This is a genomic window from Burkholderia sp. 22PA0106 (genome assembly GCF_047497155.1).
Classification (GTDB): Bacteria; Pseudomonadota; Gammaproteobacteria; order Burkholderiales; family Burkholderiaceae; genus Burkholderia.
Genome location: NZ_CP163163.1, coordinates 616,707 through 640,049 on the forward strand (window position 1 = coordinate 616,707; position 23,343 = coordinate 640,049).

Here is a 23,343-nt window from a genome sequence, read left to right on the forward strand (position 1 = left end):
GGCGCCGCGCCGGCTCCCCGATGGGTGGGCCGGCGCGGCGCCTTCGTCCATTTGTACGGTCATCGGTCGACCAGCGCTGTCGCGCAGCGGCTACGGGTTCTCGCTGGTAGCTGATACGTCAGTCGTCGTATAAGATCGCGTTTTCATGCCTCGGTGCGTCCCGCGCCGGGCGCTGCAACGTCTCACCCCGACACCGAGAGAGGACCCCGCCGTGACTTCGCCGACTTCCACGCCCGCCAAGCCGTTCCGCCGCCTGCTGCTGACGGGCGCCGCGGGCAACCTCGGTCGCCAACTGCGCGCCGCGCTCGGCGACTGGGCCGACATCGTCCGCGTCACCGACATCGCGCCGCTCGGCGAGACGGCGGCCCATGAGGAAGCGGTGGTGGCCGACCTGGCCGACCGCGCGGCCGTCAACGCGCTGGTGGACGGCGTCGACGCGATCGTCCACCTCGGCGGCATCTCGGTCGACGCGCCGTTCGACGCGCTAATCGAGGCGAACATCCGCGGCGTCTACAACCTCTACGCCGCCGCGCATCAGTTCGGCGTGCGCCGGATCGTCTATGCCAGCTCGAACCACGTGGTCGGCTTCCACCCGGTCACGGAAGTGGTGGATGTCGATTCGCCGGCCCGCCCCGATTCGCTGTACGGCGTGACCAAGTGCTTTGGCGAATCGCTGTCGCGCTACTACTTCGACCGCTTCGGCCTCGAGACGGTGTGCCTGCGGATCGGTTCGTCGTTCGAGGCGCCGAGGAACCCGCGCATGCTGGTCACGTTCCTGAGCTTCCGCGATTTCATCGAACTGGTGCGCTGCTCGCTGATGACGAACCGCGTCGGCCACGCGATCGTCTATGGCGTGTCGGACAACCGCACCAAGTGGATCGACAACGCCAAGGCCGCGTTCCTCGGCTATCGCCCGCAGGACAGCTCCGCGCCGTTCGAGCACCTGTTCCCGGCCAGCGGCCCGGACAGCAACCTCGACGATCCGGCGCAGCGCTATCAGGGCGGCGGCTTCGTGGTCGGCGAGCCGATGGACGAGCCGAAGATCACGCACTGAAAAAACGAAGCCCCGCGGCCGTGCGAACGGCCGCGGGGCGGCAGGACATCGGCACGGCGCCCGTTGCGATTCGCAGCGGGCGCCGTTGCCGTTTACACCGTCGCGATCGCCGGATCGCTGGTGCTGGCGCGGCCCGTCTCGACGTGGCCGGCGAAGCGGCGCAGGAAGCCGGCGGTGGTGCCGTCGCTGACGGTCAGGTCGTACCAGCCGTGGCTGCCGCGCAGGTCGACGTACTCGTCGAGGCGCTGGCCCGGGAACAGCTCGACGTTGCGCGTCGTGCCGGTGTAGGCGTTGCTGACGGTCAGGCGCACCGGCGTCCTGCCGCGGTTCGACAGGCGCAGCGTCAGGTTGCCGTTGATCACGTCGTAGCCGTACAGCGCTTCGGGGTTCGGCGTGCGGCCGTCGCCGGCCGAGGTGGTGCCGCGGAACTGGCAGAGGAAGCCGTTCGGGCCGTACACCGACAGGTCGTAGAGGCCGAGCGTGGCGGCCGTGCTCCAGCTGTCCGACAGGCGGCGGCGCGCTTCGACCGTATAGGCCCACGGGCCGTCGACGCGGTTCGCGGCCTGCACCTGGAACGCGGCGCCGGCGTTGCCGGTGTTGGCGAACGTCAGCTTGAACTTGCCGGTTGACGCATCGACGCGGCCGTACGTGAACAGCTCGTAGGGCAGGGCACGCGCCGGGCGCAGCCCGCTTTCCTGCTTCGGCACGGCCTGCGAGGCCGGCGGCAGCGGCACGTAGCTCGGGTGCGTGGTGCGGTCGGGCGGCGCGTAGCCGCTCGTGTCCGGCAGGTTCGGCACGCGCGCGTCCGGATCGCGGAAGTCGAACGCCGAGGTCAGGTTGCCGCACACGGCGCGGCGCCACGGCGACACGTTGCTGGCCACGATGTCGTACTGGCTGCCGAATCGCGCCTCGATGAATTGCAGCAGCGAGGTGTGATCGAAGGTTTGCGAGCAGAGCCAGCCGCCCTTGGTCCACGGCGACACGACCATCATCGGCACGCGCGGGCCGAGGCCGTATGGGCCGGCCATGTGCGAGGCGTCGCCGGGGAACACCTCGTTGGTGGTGGCGACCGTCGACAGGCCGTTGTCGCGCGATTGCGGCGCGAACGGCGGCGGCACGTGGTCGAAGAAACCGTCGTTTTCGTCGTAGGTGATGAACAGCGCCGTCTTGCTCCAGACTTCCGGGTTCGACGTCAGCGTGGCGAGCACCTGCTCGACATACCACGCGCCGTAGTTCGCCGGCCAGTTCGGGTGTTCCGAATAGGCTTCCGGCGAGCAGATCCACGACACCTGCGGCAGCGTGCCGGCGGCCACGTCGGCCTTCAGCACGTCGAACAGCGTGCCGCCCTGGCTGATGTTGGTGCCGGTGCGGGCCTTGTCGTACAGCGGATTGCCCGGCTGCGCGTTGCGATACTGGTTGAAGTACAGCAGCGAGTTGTCGCCGTAGTTGCCGATATAGGCGTTGTCGCTGGTCCAGCCCCACGAGCCGGCCGCGTTCAGGCCTTCGCCCACGTCCTGGTAGATCTTCCACGACACGCCGGCCTTTTCCAGCACCTCGGGGTAGGTGGTCCAGCCGTAGCCGAGCTCGTCGTTGCCGAGCACCGGGCCGCCGCCCTGGCCGTCGTTGCCGACGTAGCCGGTCCACATGTAGTAGCGGTTCGGATCGGTCGAGCTGGGGATCGAGCTGTGGTACGCGTCGCAAATCGTGAACGCATCGGCCAGCGCGTAATGGAACGGGATGTCGCCGCGTTGCAGGTAGGCCATCGAGGTGGTGCCCTTGTTCGGCACCCACTGATCGTAGCGGCCGTGGTTCCACGCCGCGTGCATGTCCTGCCAGCCGTGCGGCAGATCCTGGAGGAACTGCATGCCGAGGTTGTCGGCGCCCGGGTGGAACGGCAGCACTTCGCCGAGGCCGGCCGGCTGATGGAACACCGACTTGCCGTTCTGCTGCACCAGCGGACGCGGATCGCCGAAGCCCCGCACGCCGCGCAGCGTGCCGAAGTAATGGTCGAACGAGCGGTTTTCCTGCATCAGGATCACGATGTGTTCGATATCGCGGATCGTGCCCGTGCGGCGGTTCGCGGGAATCGCGAGGGCATTGCGGATCACGGGGGGAAAACGCTGAGCGCGGCGGCGCCGGCAGTGCCGGCGGCGAGGCGCAGAAAGTCACGGCGATGCTTCGTCGTCATGGTGCTCTTCCTGTGCGGCGGGGATGGACGGCCGTGCCAGTTACGGCCGATGAAGAATGCTCGGGGTTCGGCGGACGGCGCGAATGCGACGCCCGCCGATGCCGGGAGGATAACGAGAAAACAGTGTCATTCGCGTGAAGGCTGAAAACGTTTGCATGGTCGTAAGTTCAGTGAAAACACCTTGAAAGTACGGTAATTATGTCTAATTCACGTTTTCGAGTCGGCCGAATTTACTCGTTTCGGGCAGGGATCGATGCCACCGCCGCGAGCCGTTCGCCGGCCAGTTCGATCTCGTAGCGGCCGTGCAGCGGATCGGGCCGATCGGGGTCGCAGGCCACCACACCGAGCGCCACCGCGGCGCCGAGCGTATGGCCGAACGCGGCCGAACTGAGCGTGCCGACCGGGCGACCGTCGCGCAGGATGCCTTCGCCGCCCCACAGCGTCACGTCGGGCCGGTCCGCCACGCGCAGCGCCAGCACGCGTCGCGTGCACGGCTGGCCGGCTTTCGCTTCCAGCGCCGCCGCGCCGACGAACGGGCGCGGCGGCGCCAGGGCCGGTTTGCAGAGCGCGGCGAGGCCCGCTTCGAACGGATCGACGCCCGGCGACAGTTCGCGGCCCCACACGGCATCGCCGTTCTCGATGCGCAGCGATTCGAACGCGTATTCGCCCGCGAGCCGCAGGCCGTTCTCGCCGCCCGCCGCCAGCAGCGCGTCGTACACCAGCACCGCCGATTCCACCGGCACCAGCAGGTCCCAGCCCGGCTCGCCGGCCACCGTGTGATGGAGCGCGCGCACCGTCGCGTGGCCGAGCGTGATTTCGCGGCTGGTGCCGGGCGCGAACGCCGCCTCGTCCAGCGCGGCCCGCGACACGCGCTGCAACAGCGCACGCGCTTGCGGCCCGAGCAGCGAGAACAGCGCGTACTGGCCCGTCACGTCGACGGCCACGCAGCGGTAGCCGCCCGCGTCGAGGTGGCGCTCGATCAGGTCGAGATCGCGCGTGGCCTGCGTGGTGCCGGTCAGGATCAGGTAGCGGTCGTCGGCCAGGCGCACCACGGTGACGTCCGATTCGTAGCCGCCGCGCGCGTTGAGCAGGGCGCTGCGCCGCACCGCGCCCGGCGCGACGGCCAGGTCGCTGGCGAACAGCGCCTGCAGCGCGGCTTCGGCGTCGCGGCCCTTGACGAGCAGCTTGGCGAGCGCGCTGCGGTCGAACAGCGCCGCCTGCTCGCGCGCGGCGCGATGCTCGGCCGCGCTCCAGTCGTGCCAGTTCTGGCGGCCGAAGCTGTACTCGATGCGCGGCGCCGTGCCGGGCGGCGCGAACACGTTGGCGATCTCCCAGCCCATCCGGCTGCCGAAGCACGCGCCCGCGGCCTGCAACGCCGCATGCACCGGGGAGCGCCGCACGCCGCGCGCGCTGTCCAGCTCGCGATTCGGCCAGGGCATCGCGTAATGCAGCCCGAGCGTTTCCTTGACCCGGTCGAACAGCCAGGCGTCGTTGCCGTGAAAGCGCGCGAAGCGGCGGATATCGACGGCCCACAAATCAGTGGCCGGCTCCCCGCCCGCGATCCACTCGGCCAGCGCGCGGCCCGCGCCGCCCGCCGAGGCGATCCCCATCGAGTTGAAGCCCGCGCCCACGTAGAAATTCGCGAGTTCGGGCGCCTCGCCGAGGATGAAGTGATTGTCGGGCGTGAACGATTCGGGGCCGTTGTAGAACTGGCGGACTTCGGCCGTTTCCAGCGCCGGCACGCGATGCAGCGCGTTGCGCATCAGGATCTCGAACTGGTCCCAGTCGTCGGGCAGCAACTGGAATTCGAAATCGTCGGGGATGCCGGCCATGCCCCACGGCTTCGCGTCGGGCTCGAAACCGCCCATCACCAGGCCGCCCACTTCCTCCTTGAAATAGATGTAGCCGTCGGGGTCGCGCATCACCGGCAGATCGGGATGCGCGCCCGGAATCCGCCCCGTGACGATGTAGTAGTGCTCGGCCGAGTGCAGCGGCACGGTCACGTCGGCGAGCCGGCCGAGCTGCTTGGCCCACTGGCCCGCGCAATTCACCACGATGTCGGCCGCGAGCGTGCCGGTGGCGCCATCCTTGGTGCGCCACGTCACGCCCGAGGCGCGGCGGCGCGTGCCGGTGCGCTCGCTCAGTACCGCCGTGACGCGCGTGCCCTCGACGATGCGCACGCCGCGCTGGCGGGCGCCGCGCGCCAGCGATTGCGTGAGGTCGGTCGGGTTGGCCTTGCCGTCGCCGGGCAGCCAGACGGCGCCGGCCAGATCGTCGGTGCGCATCGCGGGCCACAGCTCGCCGGCCGCGCGCGCCTCGATCAGCTCGCAGTCCACGCCGTAGGCGCGCGCCTGCGCGGCGGTGCGCTTCAGTTGCACGAGCCGTTCGGCGGTGCGCGCCACCGACAGCGAGCCGCAGCGCTTCCAGCCGGTCGCCAGCCCGGTTTCGGCTTCGAGCGAGGCGTACAGCTCGGTCGAATAGCGGATCAGTTGCGTGAGGCTTCGTTGCGTGCGCAACTGGCCGACCAGCCCGGCCGCGTGCCACGTGGTGCCGCACGAAAGCTGGCCCTGTTCGAGCAGCACCACGTCGGCGATGCCGGCGCGGGCGAGGTGATAGGCGGTGGAGCAACCGATGATCCCGCCGCCGATGATCACGACGCGGGCATGGGACGGGAGGGAGGCGGGCGGCAGCAGGCTCATGGCGGATACGATTGGATTGCAACAAAACGCATCGTATTGCCTAAAAATGACACATGTGCGACGTCGCGAAAATCGTCCGGATCGTCCCGGTCGGCGCGCGGCGGGCGGGAAGGGGGGCGTTCAGCGGCCGGCGGCGGCCGCGACGCTCATTCGATGTCGGTGACCCACGCGCCGAACCACTCGCTCGGGTTGGCGATCTCGTCCTGCGCGGCCACCAGTTCGAGCTCGTAGCGCCGCGCGTCGTAGGTCGCCTTGACCACCGCGTGCACGGCCGCGAGCGTGTGCTCGAACGCGGCGCGGATCGAATCGCCGCGCAGCCGCCGCGCGACGAACACGGCGCTGGTCAGGTCGCCGACGCCGACTGGGTGGCGCGGGAACGCATAGAGCGGGCGCTGGCCGATCCAGGCCTCGTGCTCGGTGACGGCCAGCATGTTGAAGCGGTCGGCCGGGCTGTTGCGATCGTGCAGATGCTTGACGAGGATGACCTTCGGGCCGCGCCGGATGATCTCGCGGCAGGCATCGACGGCCTCGCGCACGGTTTCCACGCGCCGCCCCGCCAGCTTTTGCAACTCGCTGTGGTTCGGCGCCATGCCGTCGGCCAGGCCCGGCAGTTCGCTGACGATGAATTCCTCGACGCCCGGCTCGGGCCGGATGCCGCCGGTTTGACCCATCGCCGGATCGCAGAAATACCAGGCGTTCGGGTTCATCGACTTCACGGTGCGCACGATGTCGACCGCCGCGTGCGCCTGCGCGGGCGAGCCGAGAAAGCCGGAGAGCACCGCGTCGCAGCGCTTGAGGGCGCCGATCGCGGCGATGCCGTCCACCAGTTGCTCGAGCTTGGGCGCATCGACCGCGCTGCCGGCCCAGTGGCCGTACTGCATGTGATTGGAGAGCTGGACGGTGTTGAGCGGCCAGACGTTGACGCCGAGCCGCTGCATCGGGAACACGGCCGCGCTGTTGCCGGCATGCCCGTAGATCACGTGCGACTGGATGCTGAGGACGTTTTTCATGTCGGCGGCTCGTCGCGGTGGGGTCTACGAACGATACCAAAACTCGCTGCCCCCCGGAAATACGCGGTAAACGTTGCGCCTGCGCGCGTCACGGCAGCGTTGGCTTACTAACCGTAAAATTGCGGCGGCGCGCCGCGCTGTTCTCCCTCTCCTCCTTCCGGTAGCCCGATGTTCCCGAATCGCACGATCCAGATCCCGCAGTCGGCCGCCCTTGTCGTCGCGGCCGCGATGGTGGCTGCCGCGGCTGCCGTGGCCGGCGCCTGCCAGGCGGCGGGCCTCGTGCCGACGTCCGCCGTGACGGCGAGCGAGACCCTGCCGGCGTTACCGGTGGCCGACGATGCCGGCCCGGCCTATGGCCCCGAACTCGAAGGCTTCGATTATCCGTATCCGGTGCATCGCTACACGTTCGCTTCGCAGCGCGAAACGATGCAGATGGCCTATCTCGACGTGAAGCCCGCGCATCCGAACGGCCGCACGGCGGTGCTGCTGCACGACCGGAATTTCTGCGCGGCCACCTGGGAAGGTTCGATTGCGGCGTTGACCCAGGCCGGCTATCGCGTGATCGCGCCCGACCAGATCGGCTTCTGCAAATCGACCAAGCCCGCGCGTTACCAGTACACGTTCCAGCAACTGGCCCACAACACGCACGCGCTGCTCGAATCGCTCGGCGTGAAGGAGCCGATCGTGATCGGCCATTCGACGGGCGGCATGCTGGCGGTGCGCTACGCACTGATGTATCCGAAGCAGACGCAGCGGCTCGTGCTGCTCGACCCGATGGGGCTGGAGGATGGCAAGGCGCTCGGCGTGCCGCCGCTGACGGTGGATTATTGGTATGCGCGTGCGCTGAAGACGACCGGCGAGAGCGTGCGCCGCTACGAGCAGACGGCCTATTACGCGGGGGAGTGGTCGCCCGATTTCGAGCGCTGGGTGCAGATGCAGGCCGGCATGGTGCGCGGGGCGGGGCGCGAGAGCGTGGCGTGGAACGCCGCGCTGTTCGACGACATGAGTTTCACGCAGCCGGTGCTTTACGAATTCGGGCAGTTGCGCGTGCCGACGCTGCTGATGATCGGCGACAAGGACACCGCCGCGATCGGCAAGGACGCCGCGCCGCCCGAGCTGCACGCGAAGCTCGGCCGCTATGCGGAGCTGGGCAGGCATGCGCAGGCCGCGATTCCGGGCGCGACGCTGATCGAATTCGCGTCGCTGGGGCATGCGCCGCAGATGCAGGACCCGGCCGCCGTGCACAAGGCGCTGCTGGCATGGCTGGCGGCGCCGGCGTCGTCAGCCGCTTCGGTTACGGCGCACGCCGCGCCGTAACCCCTTCGCCGCTTCACGCCGGGCGTTCAGCCCTCCGCCGCCAGCTCGTCGCGCACCTGCGCCGTGATTTCGTACGAGCGCACGCGCGCGGCGTGATCGTAGATCTGCGCGGCCACCACCAGCTCGTCGGCGCCGGTTTGCGCGATCAGGCGGCGCAGCCGCTCGCGCACCGTGTCGCGCGAGCCGATCGCCGCGAACGACAGCGAATGCGCCACGTTCGCCAGCTCGAATTCGTTGGCCTCGAGCACCTCGACCGGCGGCGGCAGCTTGCCCGGCGTGCCGCGACGCAGGTTCAGGAACTGTTGCTGCAGCGACGTGAACAGGCGCCGCGCCTCGTCGTCGGTGTCGGCCGCGAACACGTTGATGCCGACCATCGCATACGGCTTGTCGAGCGTCGCCGACGGCCGGAACTGCGCGCGATACACCTCCAGCGCGCGCATCAGGTAATCGGGCGCGAAGTGCGACGCGAACGCGAACGGCAGGCCGAGCATGGCCGCCAGTTGCGCCGAAAAGAGGCTCGAGCCGAGCAGCCACAGCGGCACGTTCAGCCCCGCGCCCGGCACGGCGCGCACGCGCTGGCCTTCCACCGGCTCGGCGAAATAGCGCTGCAACTCCACCACGTCGTCGGGAAACGAATCGGCGCTGGCGACCATGTCGCGGCGCAACGCGCGCGCCGTGGTCTGGTCGGTGCCCGGCGCGCGGCCGAGGCCCAGCTCGATGCGGCCCGGATACAGTGCCGCCAGCGTGCCGAACTGCTCGGCGATCACGAGCGGCGCGTGGTTCGGCAGCATGATGCCGCCCGAGCCGACGCGAATCTTGCTCGTGCCGCCCGCGATATGGCCGATCACCACCGCCGTGGCCGCGCTCGCGATGCCGGGCATGTTGTGATGCTCGGCCAGCCAGTAGCGGCGGTAATCCCAGCGCTCGGCGTGCTGCGCGAGATCGAGCGAGTTGCGGAAGGCCTGGCTGGCGTCGGCGCCCTGGGGAATCGGCGCGAGATCGAGAACGGAGAACGGGATCATGGAGTGGGCTTCGCAGAGTGGGGACGTGCGGCGCAGCGCGGGTGCCAAGGCCCCGCATCGCGACGTCGAGTGCCGCCGATTGTGCCAAAGCCCTGCCAACCCCGCTGGCGGCGCGGCGATAACCCTGCCGGGCGGAGGGTAACGTCGCGGCCTCCGTCGCGCTGTTGCGGGTGTGGAAACGGTGCCTTGTCGCGCTGGGGACGTGCGGCGAAAACTCGCACTGCGTGACTGTCATATTTCTTCGCTAACGTGACTCGAACGCCAGCAACGGGCCGAATTCCTTGCCGGAAACGCACGGAATCGCACGCCGAACCCGCGAACGTCGACCGTAAACTGACAAACGAATCGCCTTGCGCCATGCAAAACGCTTACGTCAACACCTCGCTATTACATCGAAATGCCAATCATTTGTCTTGATTTGTATCGAGTTGGCGCTTTCGGTGTCAGCTCGGCGCGGCGTTTCGGCAATCGTTGCTAAACTCGATCCCTAATTCAAGACCGCACGGTCGGCCCGTCCAGAGACGCCGCCGAATGCATCACTCGGCCGTGAGCCGGGCCGGTCTTGTCACATGTCGTGTTGCACGTCGATACCACCTTCGCCCTGCCGTCACGCAGGTTCACAGGAGCCGGGACCGTGTTCGTCGCCGCCGTTGTTGTTGCTACGGGATCGCGCCATGCGCAGCGTGCCGGCCGTGGGGCCGGAAGGGGCGCGGCATGAACGTTCTCGCTTCCCTGACCGACTGGCTGCTGCTTGTGCCGATCGCCGCGGCTTGCGGCTATGCGTGGTTTGCCGCGCTGGCGCCGTCGCCGCGCCTGCCGCGTGCGGCGCGGCGCAACGGCTGGCTGCCGGTCAGCGTGCTCAAGCCGCTGTGCGGCGCCGAGCCGCGCCTCTACGAAAACCTCTCCAGCTTCTGCGCGCAGCGCCACCCGTGCCATCAGATCGTGTGCGGCGTGGCGTCGCCCGACGATCCGGCGATCGCGGTCGTGCACCGGCTGCAGGCCAATTTCCCCGATTGCGACATCACGCTGGTGGTCGATGCGCGCATTCACGGCAAGAACCTCAAGGTCAGCAACCTGATCAATATGACCGGGCACGCGCGTTACGACCGCCTCGTGATCGCCGACAGCGACATCGCCGTCGAGCCCGATTACCTGGAGCGCGTCACCGCGCCGCTCGACGATCCGGCGATCGGCGTCGTCACCTGCCTGTATCGCGCCCGCGGCGTGGGCGGCTTCTGGCCGCAGCTCGGCGCGCAGTTCGTCGATGCCTGGTTCGCGCCATCGGTGCGCATCGCGCATGCGGGCGGTTCCAGCGATTTCGGCTTCGGCGCGACGCTGGCGCTCACGCGCGACACGCTCGAACGGATCGGCGGGCTGGCCGCGCTGAAGGACGAGCTGGCCGACGACTACTGGCTGGCCGCGCTGCCGCGCCGTCACGGGCGGCGCACCGCGCTGTCCGAGGTCAACGTGGTGACCGACGTGACCGAGTCGGGTCTCGTCGGGCTGTGGCGGCGCGAGACGCGCTGGCTGCGCACCATCCGCTCGTTGAAGCCGGCGGGCTTCGCGAGCCTGATCGTCACGTTCACGGTGCCGTGGCTGGCGGTGGGCGCGCATCTGGCGGCGCGGCTCGACGGCACGTTCACGGGCGCCGTCGCGGTGGCGGTGGTGACTTGCGGCGCCGTGGCGCGGCTCGCGATGCATGCGCGCGGTTCGGCGTCGCGGGGCGTGTTCTGGCGCGGGTTGCCGCTCGTGCCGGTGCGCGACACGCTGCTGCTGCTCGAATGGTTCGCGGCCGCGTTCGGCTCGCACGTGCACTGGCGCGGCGCGCGGATCACGGTGGCAGGCGCCGGGCGCGCCACGATGGTGGAGGGCGGCGACGGACGATGACACGGGCGGGCATGCGGTGCGGTTCGATCGCGCCCGCACCGCATGCCGGACGCCATGGCGCCGCCCGCGTTCGCGCGGGCGGCGGATCGACGAGGATCGACACACAAGGGCGCGCGAGCCGGCCGGCGTCGTGCGGGTTGAACGAACATTGATCGTATCGAGACGAATCATGCAAGCACATGTTGCCCCGCTGAAAACCCTGTTCCTGCAAGCGCCGTCGTATGACGGCTTCGACGGCGGCGCCGGCTCGCGTTATCAGGCCAAGCGCGAAATCCGCTCGTTCTGGTATCCGACCTGGCTCGCGCAGCCCGCCGCGCTGGTGCCCGGCAGCCGCGTGCTCGATGCGCCGGCCGATGAACTATCGGTGGAAGACACGCTGAAGATCGCCGTCGAATACGACCTGGTGATCATCCATACCAGCACGCCGTCGTTTCCCACCGACGCGACCTTCGCGCAGGACCTCAAGCAGCGCAAGCCGTCGGTGCTGGTGGGCATGGTCGGCGCGAAGGTGGCCGTCGATCCGCACAACTCGCTGACGGCCTCGGACGCGATCGATTTCGTCTGTCGCGAGGAGTTCGACTACACGTGCCGCGACGTGGCGGATCGCAAGCCGTTCAGCGAGATCCTAGGCCTCAGCTATCGCGCCGCCGACGGCTCGATCGAGCACAACGGCCCGCGCCCGATGATCGAGGAGATGGACGAGCTGCCGTTCGTCGCGCCCGTCTACAAGCGCGACCTGAAGATCGGCAACTATTTCATCGGATACCTGAATTACCCGTACGTCTCGATCTACACGGGCCGCGGCTGCCGCTCGAAATGCACGTTCTGCCTGTGGCCGCAAACGGTGGGCGGCCACCGCTACCGCGTGCGCTCGGTCGAGAACGTGCTGGCCGAGGTGAAGTGGATTCGCGACAACATGCCCGAAGTGAAGGAGATCATGTTCGACGACGATACCTTCACCGACTTCAAGCCGCGCGTGGAGGAAATCGCGCGCGGCCTCGGCAAGCTCGGCGTGACGTGGTCGTGCAACGCGAAGGCCAACGTGCCGTACGACACGCTGAAGGTCATGAAGGAGAACGGCCTGCGCCTGCTGCTGGTGGGCTACGAATCGGGCGACGACCAGATCCTGCTGAACATCAAGAAGGGCCTGCGCACCGACATCGCGCGCCGCTTCAACGAGGATTGCAGGAAGCTCGGCATCAAGATTCACGGCACGTTCATCCTGGGCCTGCCGGGCGAAACCAAGGACACGATCAAGAAGACGATCGAATACGCCAAGGAAATCAACCCGCACACCATTCAGGTGTCGCTGGCCGCGCCGTATCCAGGCACGAAGCTTTATGAGCAGGCCATCGAAAACGGCTGGATGGAAGAGAACAAGACCATCAACCTGGTCAGCAAGGCGGGCGTGCAACTGGCCGCGATCGGCTATCCGCACTTGTCGAAGGACGACATCTATCACGAGCTCGAACACTTCTACCGGGCGTTTTATTTCCGGCCGTCGAAGATCTGGGAGATCGTGAGCGAGATGCTGACGAGCTGGGACATGATGAAACGCCGTTTGCGCGAGGGCGTAGAATTCTTCCGTTTTCTGCGGGCACACGAGGCTTGAACGGAGTGAAGGAAGGAAGTTCGGGAAGGGCGCTGATCATGACGGCCGACGATTTCGGTCTGCATCCGCGCGTCAATGCCGCCGTCGAGCGCGCGCATCGCGATGGCGTGCTCGCGGCGGCCAGTTTGATGGTGGCCGCGCCGGCCGCGCGCGATGCGGTGGAACGCGCGCGGCGTTTGCCGTCGCTCGCGGTGGGCCTGCATCTGGTGCTGGCCGACGGCGCGGCGATGTTGCCGCCGGGCGAGATTCCGGCGCTGGTCGGGCCGGACGGCCGCTTCGGCGGCGCGATGGCGCGCGACGGCTGCCGGTTCTTTTTCCTGCCGTGGGTGCGCGCGCAACTGCGCCGCGAGATCCGCGCGCAATTCGAGGCGTTCGCCGCGACCGGGCTGGTGCTCGATCACGTCAACGCGCACAAGCATTTCCATCTGCATCCCACCGTGCTGGCGATGATCGTCGAGATCGGGCGCGACTACGGCTTGCGCGCCGTGCGGCTGCCGTTCGAGCGCGGTGCGCCGGCCTGGCTGCGGCCGTGGATCGCGCTGGTGCGCGCGCGGCTCGACCGCGCCGGGCTGGCGCATAACGACTACGTGGTCGGCATCGCGCAGACCGGGCGGATGGACGAGCGCGTGCTGCTCGACGCGATCGCCGCGATGCCGGCGCGCGGCGTGGGCGAGCTGTACTGCCATCCGGCCGAGGCCGATGTGGAGGCGGGCGATGCGCCGGTCACGGCGTCGATGCGCGGCTACCGGCCGGCGGCCGAACTCGATGCGCTGCTGTCGCCGCGCGTGGCGGCCGCGCTGGCCGAGGCAGGTGTCGCACGCGGCGGGTTCGCGGCCGTGTTCGGCGGCGCGGGCACGCTGCGCGGCATCGATGCGGGCGGCGCGCATGCCGCCCCGGCAGCGGGTGCGACACGATGATCAAATGGATTCGCCGGCTCGGCTGGCCGGTTGGTATCGCGCTGTTGCTCGTGACGGTCGTGCATCAGGGCTTCGGCGACGTGATGCGCATCATCGGCCGCGCCGGCTTCGTCCTGCTCTGGCTCGTGCCGTTCCATCTGGTTCCGCTGCTGCTCGACGCGCAGGCCTGGCGCCTGCTGCTCGATCGCCGTGCGCCGCTGCCGTTTCTGTGGTGGATCGCCACCATCCGCGAGGCCGTGAACCGGCTGTTGCCGACGGTGGGCGTGGGCGGCGAGATCGTCGGCATCCGGCTCGCGCGCTGGAAGGTGCCCGATGCGAGCTTCGTGACGGCCTCGGTGATCGTCGAGGTGCTGATCACCGTCAGCGTGCAGTACGCGTTCTCTGCCATCGGCCTGGTCATGCTGCTGGCGCTGACCGACACGGGCGGGGGCGGCAGCGCGCGGACCATCGCGCTGGCGCTGCTGCTGTCGCTGCCGATTCCGGCCGTGTGCTTCGTGCTGTTGCGGCGCGGCGGGATCTTCCACACCATCGAACGCTTCGCGGGCAAGCTGCTCGGCGATACCAGCGCGCTGCTGCAAGGCATCGACGGCAAGCGGCTCGATGCCGACATCACCGGCCTGCTCGAGCGCACCGGGCTGCTGGCGCGCGCGTTTCTGCTGCAACTGATCGCCTACATCATCGGCGCGCTGGAAATCTACTGGGCGCTCGAATTGCTCGGCCATCGCGTGCCGGTGGGCGGCGCGATCGCGATCGAGGCGATGATCCAGGCGGTGCGGCACGCGGCGTTCATGGTGCCGGGCGGGGTAGGCGTGCAGGAGGGCACCATCGTCGTGCTGGCGCAGTTGTTCGGCGTCGATCGCGAGACGGCGTTTTCGCTGGCGCTGGTGCGGCGCGCGCGCGAGCTGCTGTTCGGCGGGCTGGCGCTGGCGTCGTGGCAGATCGTCGAGATCGGCGTGACGCGGCGCGAGCTGCGTGAATCGAAGCACGAGGCGAACGCGCCGCAAGCCGGCGAGGATGACGATCAAGGCGGCAACCGGCCCGCCGCGGCGGAGCCGGGCGCATCCCGCGCGCAGCGCGAGCAAAACCGCGAGCCCGAGACGCGCTAACCGCTACCAACCCGATTTGTGAACAGTGCGCAGACGCGCGTATGCTTCCACGGTGCCCAGTTCGGTGCGTTCGCGCGCATCCGTGTTCCCCATGATTGCATCTGTTTTCCGGCCGGCGCGGCCATGGCTGGTGGCCGCAACCGTCGCCGCGACCTGTCTGCTCGGCGGCTGCGACAACCGCCAGGAGGACGCCGTCGTGCATCGACTCAAGCAACTGTTCCGCTCGATCCAGCCCGCGCCGCTGCTGCTGCGCAAGCTGAAGGCCGGCGTCTCGACCGAGGACGAGGTGCGCGCGCAGCTCGGCAAGCCCGAAACCGAGCGCCAGAACCTCGACGGCTCGAAGCGCCTCGAATACCCGCGCGGGCCGATGGGCGACGAAACCTACATGGTCGACATCGACCGCAACGGCCTGTATCTCGGCGCGACGCAGGTGCTGACGGCCGACACCTTCGCGATGATCCGCCCCGGCATGACGCAGGATCAGGTCCGCCAACTGCTCGGCAAGCCGACCGAGGTGGCGCGCTACCCGCTCAAGCCCGAAACGGTATGGAGCTGGCGCTGGCGCGAGGACGGCGTCAACCAGGATGCGTTCTACAACGTGCATTTCGGCGACGACGGGCTGGTGACGACCACCTCGCGCTCGGACCTGATGCGGGGGCGGTAGGGCGGGGGCAGGCACGGCCTGCCTTGCCACCGGTTACCGGCCGCCCAATGAAAAATGGCGCCGCGGGTTCACACCCGCGGCGCCATTTTTATCGACGCGATGCTGCGGCGGGTCGCCCCGCCGCCGCCCGACGTGCCGTCAAGCCTTGACGGTGTCGGCCACTTCCTTGAAATCTTCGATCTGGTCGAAGTTCATGTACTGGTAGATCTTGTCGCTGTTGGCCGTCAGCACGCCCATGTCGGCCATGTACTCTTCCTTGGTCGGGATCTTGCCCAGACGCGAGCAGATCGCGGCCAGTTCCGCCGAGCCCAGATACACGTTGGTGTTCTTGCCCAGACGGTTCGGGAAGTTGCGGGTGGAGGTGGACATCACGGTCGCGCCTTCGCGCACCTGGGCCTGGTTGCCCATGCACAGCGAGCAGCCCGGCATTTCGGTGCGCGCGCCGGCCGTGCCGAACACGCCGTAGTGGCCTTCCTCGGTCAGTTGCTTCTGGTCCATCTTGGTCGGCGGGGCGACCCACAGCTTGACCGGAATGTCGCGCTTGCCTTCGAGCAGCTTCGACGCCGCGCGGAAGTGACCGATGTTGGTCATGCACGAACCGATGAACACTTCGTCGATCTTCGCACCGGCCACGTCCGACAGCGTCTTCACGTCGTCCGGATCGTTCGGGCAGGCCACGATCGGCTCGTGGATGTCGGCCAGATCGATTTCGATGACGGCCGCGTATTCGGCGTCCGCATCCGGTTGCAGCAGTTGCGGGTCGGCCAGCCATTGCTGCATGGCGTCGATGCGGCGTTGCAGGCTGCGCGGGTCCTGGTAACCCTCGGCGATCATCCACTTCAACAGCGTGACGTTGCTGTTGAGATACTCGATGATCGGTTCCTTGTTCAGGTGCACCGAGCAACCGGCGGCCGAGCGCTCGGCCGAGGCGTCCGACAGCTCGAATGCCTGCTCGACCTTCAGGTCCGGCAGCCCTTCGATTTCCAGGATGCGGCCCGAGAAGATGTTCTTCTTGCCTTGCTTGGCGACGGTCAGCGTGCCGGCCTTGATCGCGTACAGCGGGATGGCGTTGACCAGGTCGCGCAGCGTGACGCCCGGCTGCATCTTGCCCTTGAAGCGGACCAGCACCGATTCCGGCATGTCCAGCGGCATCGTGCCGGTGGCGGCCGCGAAGGCCACCAGGCCCGAACCGGCCGGGAAGCTGATGCCGATCGGGAAGCGGGTGTGCGAATCGCCGCCGGTGCCGACGGTGTCGGGCAGCAGCATGCGGTTCAGCCAGGAGTGGATCACGCCGTCGCCCGGACGCAGCGCGATGCCGCCGCGCGTGCTGATGAAGTTCGGCAGGGTTTGGTGCGTCTTGACGTCGACCGGCTTCGGATAGGCGGCCGTGTGGCAGAACGACTGCATGACGAGATCGGACGAGAAGCCCAGGCAGGCCAGGTCCTTCAGTTCGTCGCGCGTCATCGGGCCGGTGGTGTCCTGCGAGCCGACCGAGGTCATCTTCGGTTCGCAGTACGTGCCCGGGCGCACGCCCTGGCCTTCCGGCAGGCCGCAGGCGCGGCCGACCATCTTCTGCGCGAGCGAGAAACCCTTGCCGCTGTCGGCCGGCTGTTGCGGCAGGCGGAACAGGGTGGACGGGGCCAGGCCCAGCGCTTCACGCGCCTTGGCCGTCAGGCCGCGGCCGATGATCAGCGGAATGCGGCCGCCGGCGCGCACTTCGTCGAACAGCACGTCGGACTTGACGGTGAATTCGGCGATCACGGCGCCGTTCTTCAGGGCCTTGCCGTCGTACGGGCGCAGTTCGACCACGTCGCCCATTTCCATCTGCGACACGTCGAGTTCGATCGGCAGCGCGCCGGCGTCTTCCATCGTGTTGTAGAAGATCGGAGCGATCTTGCCGCCGAGACACACGCCGCCGAAACGCTTGTTCGGCACGAACGGGATGTCTTCGCCCGTGAACCACAGCACCGAGTTGGTGGCCGACTTGCGCGAGGAGCCGGTGCCGACCACGTCGCCCACGTAGGCGACCAGGTGACCCTTTTCCTTCAGCGATTCGATGAACTTGACCGGGCCGCGCTTGCCGTCTTCTTCCGGCGTGATGCCGGGGCGCGCGTTCTTCAGCATCGCCAGCGCGTGCATCGGGATGTCCGGGCGGGTGGTGGCGTCCGGCGCCGGGGACAGATCGTCGGTATTGGTTTCGCCGGTGACCTTGAAGACCGTGATGGTCAGGCTTTCCGGCACTTCCGGGCGGCTCGTGAACCATTCGGCGTCGGCCCAGCTTTGCAGCACGGCCTTGGCGTGAACGTTGCCCTGGTCGGCCAACTCCTTCACGTCATGAAACTGGTCGAACATCAGCAGGGTTTTCTTCAGCGCGTCGGCGGCGGTGGCGGCCACGGCTTCATCGGCGAGCAGCTCGATCAGCGGCTGGATGTTGTAGCCGCCCAGCATCGTGCCGAGCAGCTCGGTGGCGCGCTCGCGCGAGATCAGCGGGCTGGCGGTCTCGCCCTTGGCCACGGCGGCCAGGAAGCCGGCCTTCACGCGGGCGGCTTCGTCCACGCCGGCGGGCACGCGGTAGGTGATCAGTTCGACGAGGGTTTGCTCTTCGCCTGCGGGCGGGTTCGCCAGCAGTTCCACCAGTTCGGCGGTTTGCTTGGCGGTCAGCGGCAGGGGGGGGATACCGAGCGCGGCGCGTTCGGCTACGTGAGCACGAAAGTTTTCTAGCATGGGGGGACCTGCTGATAGGGCGTTTCAGGGCGAAGGCCTCTTTCAGGCGCTCCGAGGCTGCTACGGGTGCTGCTTCGCCCGGGATTCTAGTCGTTAACCGCTTTTGCGTCAAACGTCTTATATCTTATATAAGAGTTGAGGGTGAAGACGCGTCCCCATTCCCCGGCCGGCCGGCTTTGCCGGCCCCGTGCTATCGAAAAAGCGACCCGAAACGTGCAAAAACGCACCGCCCGCATCCGGCCCCGAGCCTGACAGGTGGCTTGCCGGGAAGGCGTGAGCCCCGGCGTCGCGGGGCGTTGCGCGATGCGTCGGGCATCGTGGTGCGATGTTGCGTTGCAGCATGGTGCCTGGCCCCGGTTTGTGGCTGTTTTTTTCGCCTGCAACCATCCGCTCCACTCGAACGCCGCCCGCCGGCTTCCCAACCGACCCACTTCAGGAGACGCGCGTGTTCCTCTACGGATTCGGCCCCCTCATCTGGGCGGGCACCGTGCAGACGATCGAGCTGTCGGTGCTGTCGCTCGCCGCCGCCGTGGTGCTGGGCCTGCTCGGCGCGCTCGCCAAGCTGTCGCCGCAGCGCGGCCTGCGCGCGCTCGGCACCGGCTACACCACGCTGATCCGCTCGGTGCCCGACCTGGTGCTGATGCTGCTGCTGTTCTACAGCATCCAGATCTGGCTCAACGACATCACCGATCTGCTCGGCTGGGACCAGATCGACATCGATCCGTTCGTGGCCGGCGTGCTGACGCTCGGCTTCATCTACGGCGCGTATTTCACCGAGACGTTTCGCGGCGCGTTTCTGTCGGTGCCGCGCGGCCAGCTCGAAGCGGGCGCGGCCTACGGCATGAGCGGGGTGCGCGTGTTCGCGCGAATCCTGTTTCCGCAGATGATGCGCTTCGCGCTGCCCGGCATCGGCAACAACTGGCAGGTGCTGGTGAAGGCCACCGCGCTGGTGTCGATCATCGGCCTGGCCGACGTGGTCAAGGCCGCGCAGGACGCCGGCAAGAGCACGTTCAACATGTTCTTCTTCATCCTCGTCGCGGCGCTGATCTATCTGGCGATCACGACGCTGTCCAACCTCGTGCTGCGGTATCTGGAGCGGCGCTATTCGACCGGCGTGAGGCACGCGGAACTATGATCGAGATCATCCAGGAGTTCGGCCGCGCGTTTCTGTACTGGGATGGGCAGCGCCTGTCGGGCCTGGCGGTCACGCTGTGGCTGCTGACGGCGTCGGTGGGCATCGGCTTCGTGTGCGCGATTCCGCTCGCGGTGGCGCGCGTCTCGCGCAAGCGCTGGGTGTCGATGCCGGTGCGCGCCTATACCTACGTGTTTCGCGGCACGCCGCTCTACGTGCAGTTGCTGCTGATCTACACGGGCATGTACAGCCTCGAATTCGTGCGCGCGCATTCGCTGCTCGATGCGTTCTTCCGCAGCGGCTTCCATTGCGCGATCCTGGCCTTCGCATTGAACACCTGCGCCTACACCACCGAGATCTTCGCGGGCGCGATTCGCGCCACGGCGCACGGCGAGGTGGAGGCGGCGCGCGCCTACGGCATGAGCCCGTTCACCGCCTACCGCCGCGTGATCCTGCCCTCGGCGCTGCGCCGCGCGTTGCCGCTGTACAGCAACGAGGTGATCCTGATGCTGCACGCCACCACGGTGGCGTTCACCGCCACGGTGCCCGACATCCTCAAGGTGGCGCGCGACGCGAACTCGGCCACCTACATGGCGTTCCAGTCGTTCGGGATCGCCGCCCTGATCTATCTTGCGGTATCGTTCGCACTCGTCGCGGCGTTTCGCCGGGCCGAGCGCCACTGGCTCGCGTATCTCGCGGCCGGACGTCATTGATTCGTATCCATTCCGGGAGACGCCAGTTGGCCGACATCACCCCGCCGAACCCCGCCAGCAAGCTCGCGGCCATCGATATCTACAAGCGCTACGGCGACAACGAAGTGCTGAAGGGCGTCTCGCTCGACGCGAAAGCGGGCGACGTGATCAGCATCATCGGCGCCAGCGGCTCGGGCAAGAGCACCTTCCTGCGCTGCATCAATTTCCTCGAACGGCCGAACGCGGGCCAGATCATCGTCGACGGCGAAACGGTCCGCACCAAGGCCGATAAAAGCGGTGCGCTCGACGTGGCCGATCCGAAGCAACTGCAGCGGATTCGCACCAAGCTCGCGATGGTGTTCCAGCACTTCAATTTGTGGGCGCACATGAACGTGCTGGAGAACGTCATGGAAGCGCCCGTGCACGTGCTCGGGCTGTCCAAGCGCGAGGCCGAGGCGCGCGCTCGCGAGTACCTGGAAAAAGTCGGCTTGCAGCCGCGCGTCGAGAAGCAATATCCGTCGCATCTGTCGGGCGGCCAGCAGCAGCGCGTGGCGATCGCCCGCGCGCTGGCGATGCATCCCGACGTCATGCTGTTCGACGAACCGACCTCGGCGCTCGATCCGGAACTGGTGGGCGAAGTGCTGAAGGTCATGCAGAAGCTGGCCGAGGAAGGCCGCACCATGATCGTGGTCACGCACGAAATGGGCTTCGCGCGCAACGTGTCGAACCACGTGATGTTCCTGCATCAGGGCCGCACCGAGGAGCAGGGCCATCCCGCCGAGGTGCTGGCGCGCCCGCAGAGCGAACGCCTGCGCCAGTTCCTGTCCGGCAGCCTCAAGTAAGGTGGCGGCGATCGGCCGCGCGGGCGGCGCCGCGCGCACGACGCAGGTGGCGATCGTCGCGTTGCCGCCGGTGTCGATGTCGGGCGTCGGCCCGATCGTCGATGCGCTGGCGCTGGCCAACGAGATCGAAGGGCGCGCGCTGTACCGCTGGCAGGTGTGTTCGTGGGACGGCAAGCCGGTGCCGCTCGCGGGCGGCGCGCAGTGGCCGGCCGATGCGGCGTTCAACGACGCGATCGCCTGCGACTGGCTGATCGTGCACAGCGAGCGCTTCCAGCAATTCGCCGACTACCGCCTGTTCCTCGCCAGCCTCGCGCGCGTGGGCCAGCGCACGCCGCTCGTCACGGGCATTCATCACGGCGTGTGGTGGCTCGCGATGGCGGGGCAACTGGCCGGCTATCGCGTGGCGGTGAACTGGGAAACCTATCAGCAGTTCGCCGAGCAGTTCGAGCGCACCATCGTCACCCAGCAGATCTTCGAAATCGACCGCGATCGCGCGACCTGCGCGGGCGGCCAGGCCAGCCTCGATTTCATGCTGGCGATGATCGGCCGCGATCACGGCCCGGCGCTGCCCGAGCGGATCGCCGACGCGCTCGGCTGCGCCGCGCCGAGAAGCGCCGAGACACGCCAGCGGATTCCGTTCGTGACCGCGCCGGGCGAGCGCCATCCGCGCCTGAACGATGCGCTGCAACTGATGGAAGCGAACGTCGAGGACCCGCTCACCACCGACGAGATCGCCGAGCTGGTGGGCATCTCGCGGCGCCAGCTCGAACGGCTGTTCCGCCAGTATCTCGGCGCGATGCCGTCGAAGTATTACCTGAACCTGCGGCTGCTGAAGGCGCGCACGCAATTGCAGCGCACCAGCAAATCGGTGGTGCAGGTGAGCCTTGCCTGCGGCTTTTCATCGGCCGCGCATTTCTCGAATGCCTACCGCGAACGCTTCGGCGTGACGCCGCGCGAGGATCGCCGCGCGTGGCTCGAAAAGCAGCACGGCGGCACGAGCGAACCGCGCGCGGGCGCGCTGGTCGAACGCGACGACGATCGGTGAGCGCGCCCGTGAATGCACCGTGACCGCATCGTGAATACGCGCGCCGGCACGGCGAGCGAACTGCGTTCCCGCTCTCCGCGCGTTTCGCGATGCGCAACCGGCCAAGCCGATAGAACCCGTCGCAAATGCGCAAGACGTCTCGCGCCCCGTTGCCTACACTGAACCCTGTGATTGCCGAACCAAGGAACCGCCATGACCCGCGATAACGTGACCCGACAGACTTTCGATGACGTGATGGTGCCGGTGTTTTCGCCGGCCGCTTTCGTACCCGACCGCGGCGAAGGCTCGCGCGTGTGGGACACCGCCGGCAAGGAGTACGTCGATTTCGCGGGCGGCATCGCGGTGACGGCGCTCGGCCACGGCCACCCCGAAGTGCTGAAGGTGTTCGAGGAGCAGGGCCGCAAGCTCTGGCACATCGGCAACGGCTACACCAACGAGCCGGTGCTGCGCCTCGCGAAGCGCCTCGAAAGCCTGACCTTCGCCGATCGCGCGTTCTTCGCGAACTCGGGCGCGGAAGCGAACGAGGCCGCGCTGAAGCTCGCGCGCCGCGTGGCGTTCGACCGCTTCGGCGCCGATAAATACGAAATTCTCTCGTTCGCGCAGTCGTTCCACGGCCGCACGTTCTTTACCGTCAGCGTGGGCGGCCAGCCGAAGTATTCGGACGGTTTCGGCCCGCGCCCCGAAGGCATCCGCCATCTGCCGTACAACGACATCGAAGCGGCCCGGGCCGCGATCGGCCCGCGCACCTGCGCGGTGATCGTCGAGCCGGTGCAGGGCGAGGGCGGCGTGATCCCGGCCGATCCGGCGTTCCTGAAAGCGCTGCGCGAAGCGTGCGACGCGCACGGCGCGCTGTTGATCTTCGACGAGGTGCAGACCGGCGTGGGCCGCACCGGCCACTTCTACGCCTACATGGATACCGGCGTCACGCCCGACATCCTGACCACCGCCAAGGCGCTCGGCAACGGCTTCCCGATCGGCGCGATGCTGACCACCACCGAGCTGGCCGAGCATTTCAAGGTGGGCGTGCACGGCACCACCTACGGCGGCAATCCGCTGGCCTCGGCGATCGCCGACAAGGTGGTGGAACTGGTCAGCAATCCCGAGCTGCTGGCCGGCGTGCACGAGCGCGGCGAGCGCATTCGGGCCACGCTGGCCGCGCTCGATGCGAAGCACGGCGGCCTGTTCCGCGAGGTCCGCGGCAAGGGCCTGCTGATCGGCGCCGAACTGACCGAGGCCTTCGACGGCCGCGCCAAGGATTTCGTCAACGCGGCCGCCGCGCACGGCGTGATCATGCTGATCGCCGGCCCGAACGTGCTGCGCTTCGTGCCGTCGCTGGTGATTCCGCTCGACGTGCTCGACGAAGGCCTCGCGCGCTTCTCGCGCGCGGTCGACGAAGTGGTCGGCGCGAGCCGCTGACCCCACCCGCCCGGCC

16 protein-coding genes and 1 pseudogene are annotated in these 23,343 nt (G+C 68.1%); 12 read left to right on the plus strand and 5 right to left on the minus strand.

Translation table 11 applies throughout. The annotated features are described in order from the left end of the window. Window positions 1–211: 211 nt before the first annotated feature. Entirely contained in the window at window positions 212–1,054 is an 843-nt protein-coding gene (locus tag AB4850_RS17740; protein ID WP_414444322.1) for an NAD-dependent epimerase/dehydratase family protein, read from the plus strand. 92 nt (window positions 1,055–1,146) lie between these two features. On the opposite strand, the pseudogene AB4850_RS17745 reads toward AB4850_RS17740, so the two are convergent. From AB4850_RS17745 to pdxY, 3 genes and pseudogenes are all read right to left on the minus strand, one after another. After that, window positions 1,147–3,242, minus strand: a pseudogene (locus tag AB4850_RS17745) (phosphocholine-specific phospholipase C). 230 nt (window positions 3,243–3,472) lie between these two features. Continuing rightward, window positions 3,473–5,941 carry a GcvT family protein gene (locus tag AB4850_RS17750; protein ID WP_414444323.1) on the minus strand — a complete coding sequence of 823 codons (2,469 nt, stop codon included), beginning with the start codon at window positions 5,939–5,941 and terminating at the stop codon, window positions 3,473–3,475. A gap of 146 nt (window positions 5,942–6,087) precedes the next feature. Continuing rightward, window positions 6,088–6,951, minus strand: a complete 864-nt coding sequence (gene pdxY, locus AB4850_RS17755; protein ID WP_414444324.1) for a pyridoxal kinase PdxY — start codon at window positions 6,949–6,951, stop codon at window positions 6,088–6,090. Window positions 6,952–7,119: 168 nt separating this feature from the next. Here pdxY and AB4850_RS17760 point away from each other — a divergent pair, with 168 nt between their 5' ends. After that, the gene (locus AB4850_RS17760; RefSeq protein ID WP_414444325.1) at window positions 7,120–8,268 is read left to right on the plus strand and encodes an alpha/beta fold hydrolase; all 1,149 of its coding nucleotides are present in this window, start codon (window positions 7,120–7,122) and stop codon (window positions 8,266–8,268) included. Window positions 8,269–8,294: 26 nt separating this feature from the next. Here the strand turns inward: AB4850_RS17760 and AB4850_RS17765 are convergent, their stop codons facing one another. Continuing rightward, window positions 8,295–9,290 carry an LLM class flavin-dependent oxidoreductase gene (locus AB4850_RS17765; protein ID WP_414444326.1) on the minus strand — a complete coding sequence of 332 codons (996 nt, stop codon included), beginning with the start codon at window positions 9,288–9,290 and terminating at the stop codon, window positions 8,295–8,297. A 714-nt stretch (window positions 9,291–10,004) separates the two neighbouring features. Between AB4850_RS17765 and hpnI the strand changes: the two genes are divergently transcribed. From hpnI to bamE, 5 genes are all read left to right on the plus strand, one after another. Further along, a complete protein-coding gene (hpnI, locus tag AB4850_RS17770) occupies window positions 10,005–11,177 on the plus strand; it encodes a bacteriohopanetetrol glucosamine biosynthesis glycosyltransferase HpnI (protein WP_414444327.1) in 1,173 nt (390 codons plus the stop codon). A gap of 190 nt (window positions 11,178–11,367) precedes the next feature. Further along, window positions 11,368–12,789 (plus strand): hopanoid biosynthesis associated radical SAM protein HpnJ, encoded by a 1,422-nt coding sequence (gene hpnJ, locus AB4850_RS17775; protein WP_414445540.1) that lies wholly within the window; start codon window positions 11,368–11,370, stop codon window positions 12,787–12,789. 38 nt (window positions 12,790–12,827) lie between these two features. Beyond that, window positions 12,828–13,706, plus strand: a complete 879-nt coding sequence (hpnK, locus tag AB4850_RS17780; RefSeq protein WP_414444328.1) for a hopanoid biosynthesis-associated protein HpnK — start codon at window positions 12,828–12,830, stop codon at window positions 13,704–13,706. Next, window positions 13,703–14,812: an HpnL family protein gene (locus AB4850_RS17785; protein ID WP_414444329.1), complete on the plus strand. Its 1,110-nt coding sequence runs from the start codon at window positions 13,703–13,705 to the stop codon at window positions 14,810–14,812. The genes hpnK and AB4850_RS17785 overlap by 4 nt, the downstream gene beginning before the upstream one ends. Window positions 14,813–14,903: 91 nt before the next feature. Then, entirely contained in the window at window positions 14,904–15,476 is a 573-nt protein-coding gene (gene bamE / locus AB4850_RS17790) for an outer membrane protein assembly factor BamE (RefSeq protein WP_414444330.1), read from the plus strand. 138 nt (window positions 15,477–15,614) lie between these two features. Here the strand turns inward: bamE and acnB are convergent, their stop codons facing one another. Beyond that, a complete protein-coding gene (gene acnB, locus AB4850_RS17795; protein ID WP_414444331.1) occupies window positions 15,615–18,200 on the minus strand; it encodes a bifunctional aconitate hydratase 2/2-methylisocitrate dehydratase in 2,586 nt (861 codons plus the stop codon). A gap of 445 nt (window positions 18,201–18,645) precedes the next feature. On the opposite strand from acnB, the gene AB4850_RS17800 reads away from it, so the two are divergent. From AB4850_RS17800 to AB4850_RS17820, 5 genes are all read left to right on the plus strand, one after another. Then, window positions 18,646–19,335: an ABC transporter permease gene (locus AB4850_RS17800; RefSeq protein WP_414444332.1), complete on the plus strand. Its 690-nt coding sequence runs from the start codon at window positions 18,646–18,648 to the stop codon at window positions 19,333–19,335. Continuing rightward, window positions 19,332–20,045, plus strand: a complete 714-nt coding sequence (locus AB4850_RS17805) for an ABC transporter permease (RefSeq protein ID WP_414444333.1) — start codon at window positions 19,332–19,334, stop codon at window positions 20,043–20,045. Before AB4850_RS17800 ends, AB4850_RS17805 begins: the two co-directional genes overlap by 4 nt. A 26-nt stretch (window positions 20,046–20,071) precedes the next feature. Next, the gene (locus tag AB4850_RS17810; protein WP_414444334.1) at window positions 20,072–20,866 is read left to right on the plus strand and encodes an ABC transporter ATP-binding protein; all 795 of its coding nucleotides are present in this window, start codon (window positions 20,072–20,074) and stop codon (window positions 20,864–20,866) included. Window position 20,867: 1 nt separating this feature from the next. Continuing rightward, window positions 20,868–21,911: a GlxA family transcriptional regulator gene (locus tag AB4850_RS17815; RefSeq protein ID WP_414444335.1), complete on the plus strand. Its 1,044-nt coding sequence runs from the start codon at window positions 20,868–20,870 to the stop codon at window positions 21,909–21,911. 192 nt (window positions 21,912–22,103) lie between these two features. Beyond that, on the plus strand, window positions 22,104–23,327 hold the full coding sequence (locus tag AB4850_RS17820; protein ID WP_414444336.1) for an aspartate aminotransferase family protein: 1,224 nt from the start codon (window positions 22,104–22,106) through the stop codon (window positions 23,325–23,327). Window positions 23,328–23,343: the final 16 nt, after the last annotated feature.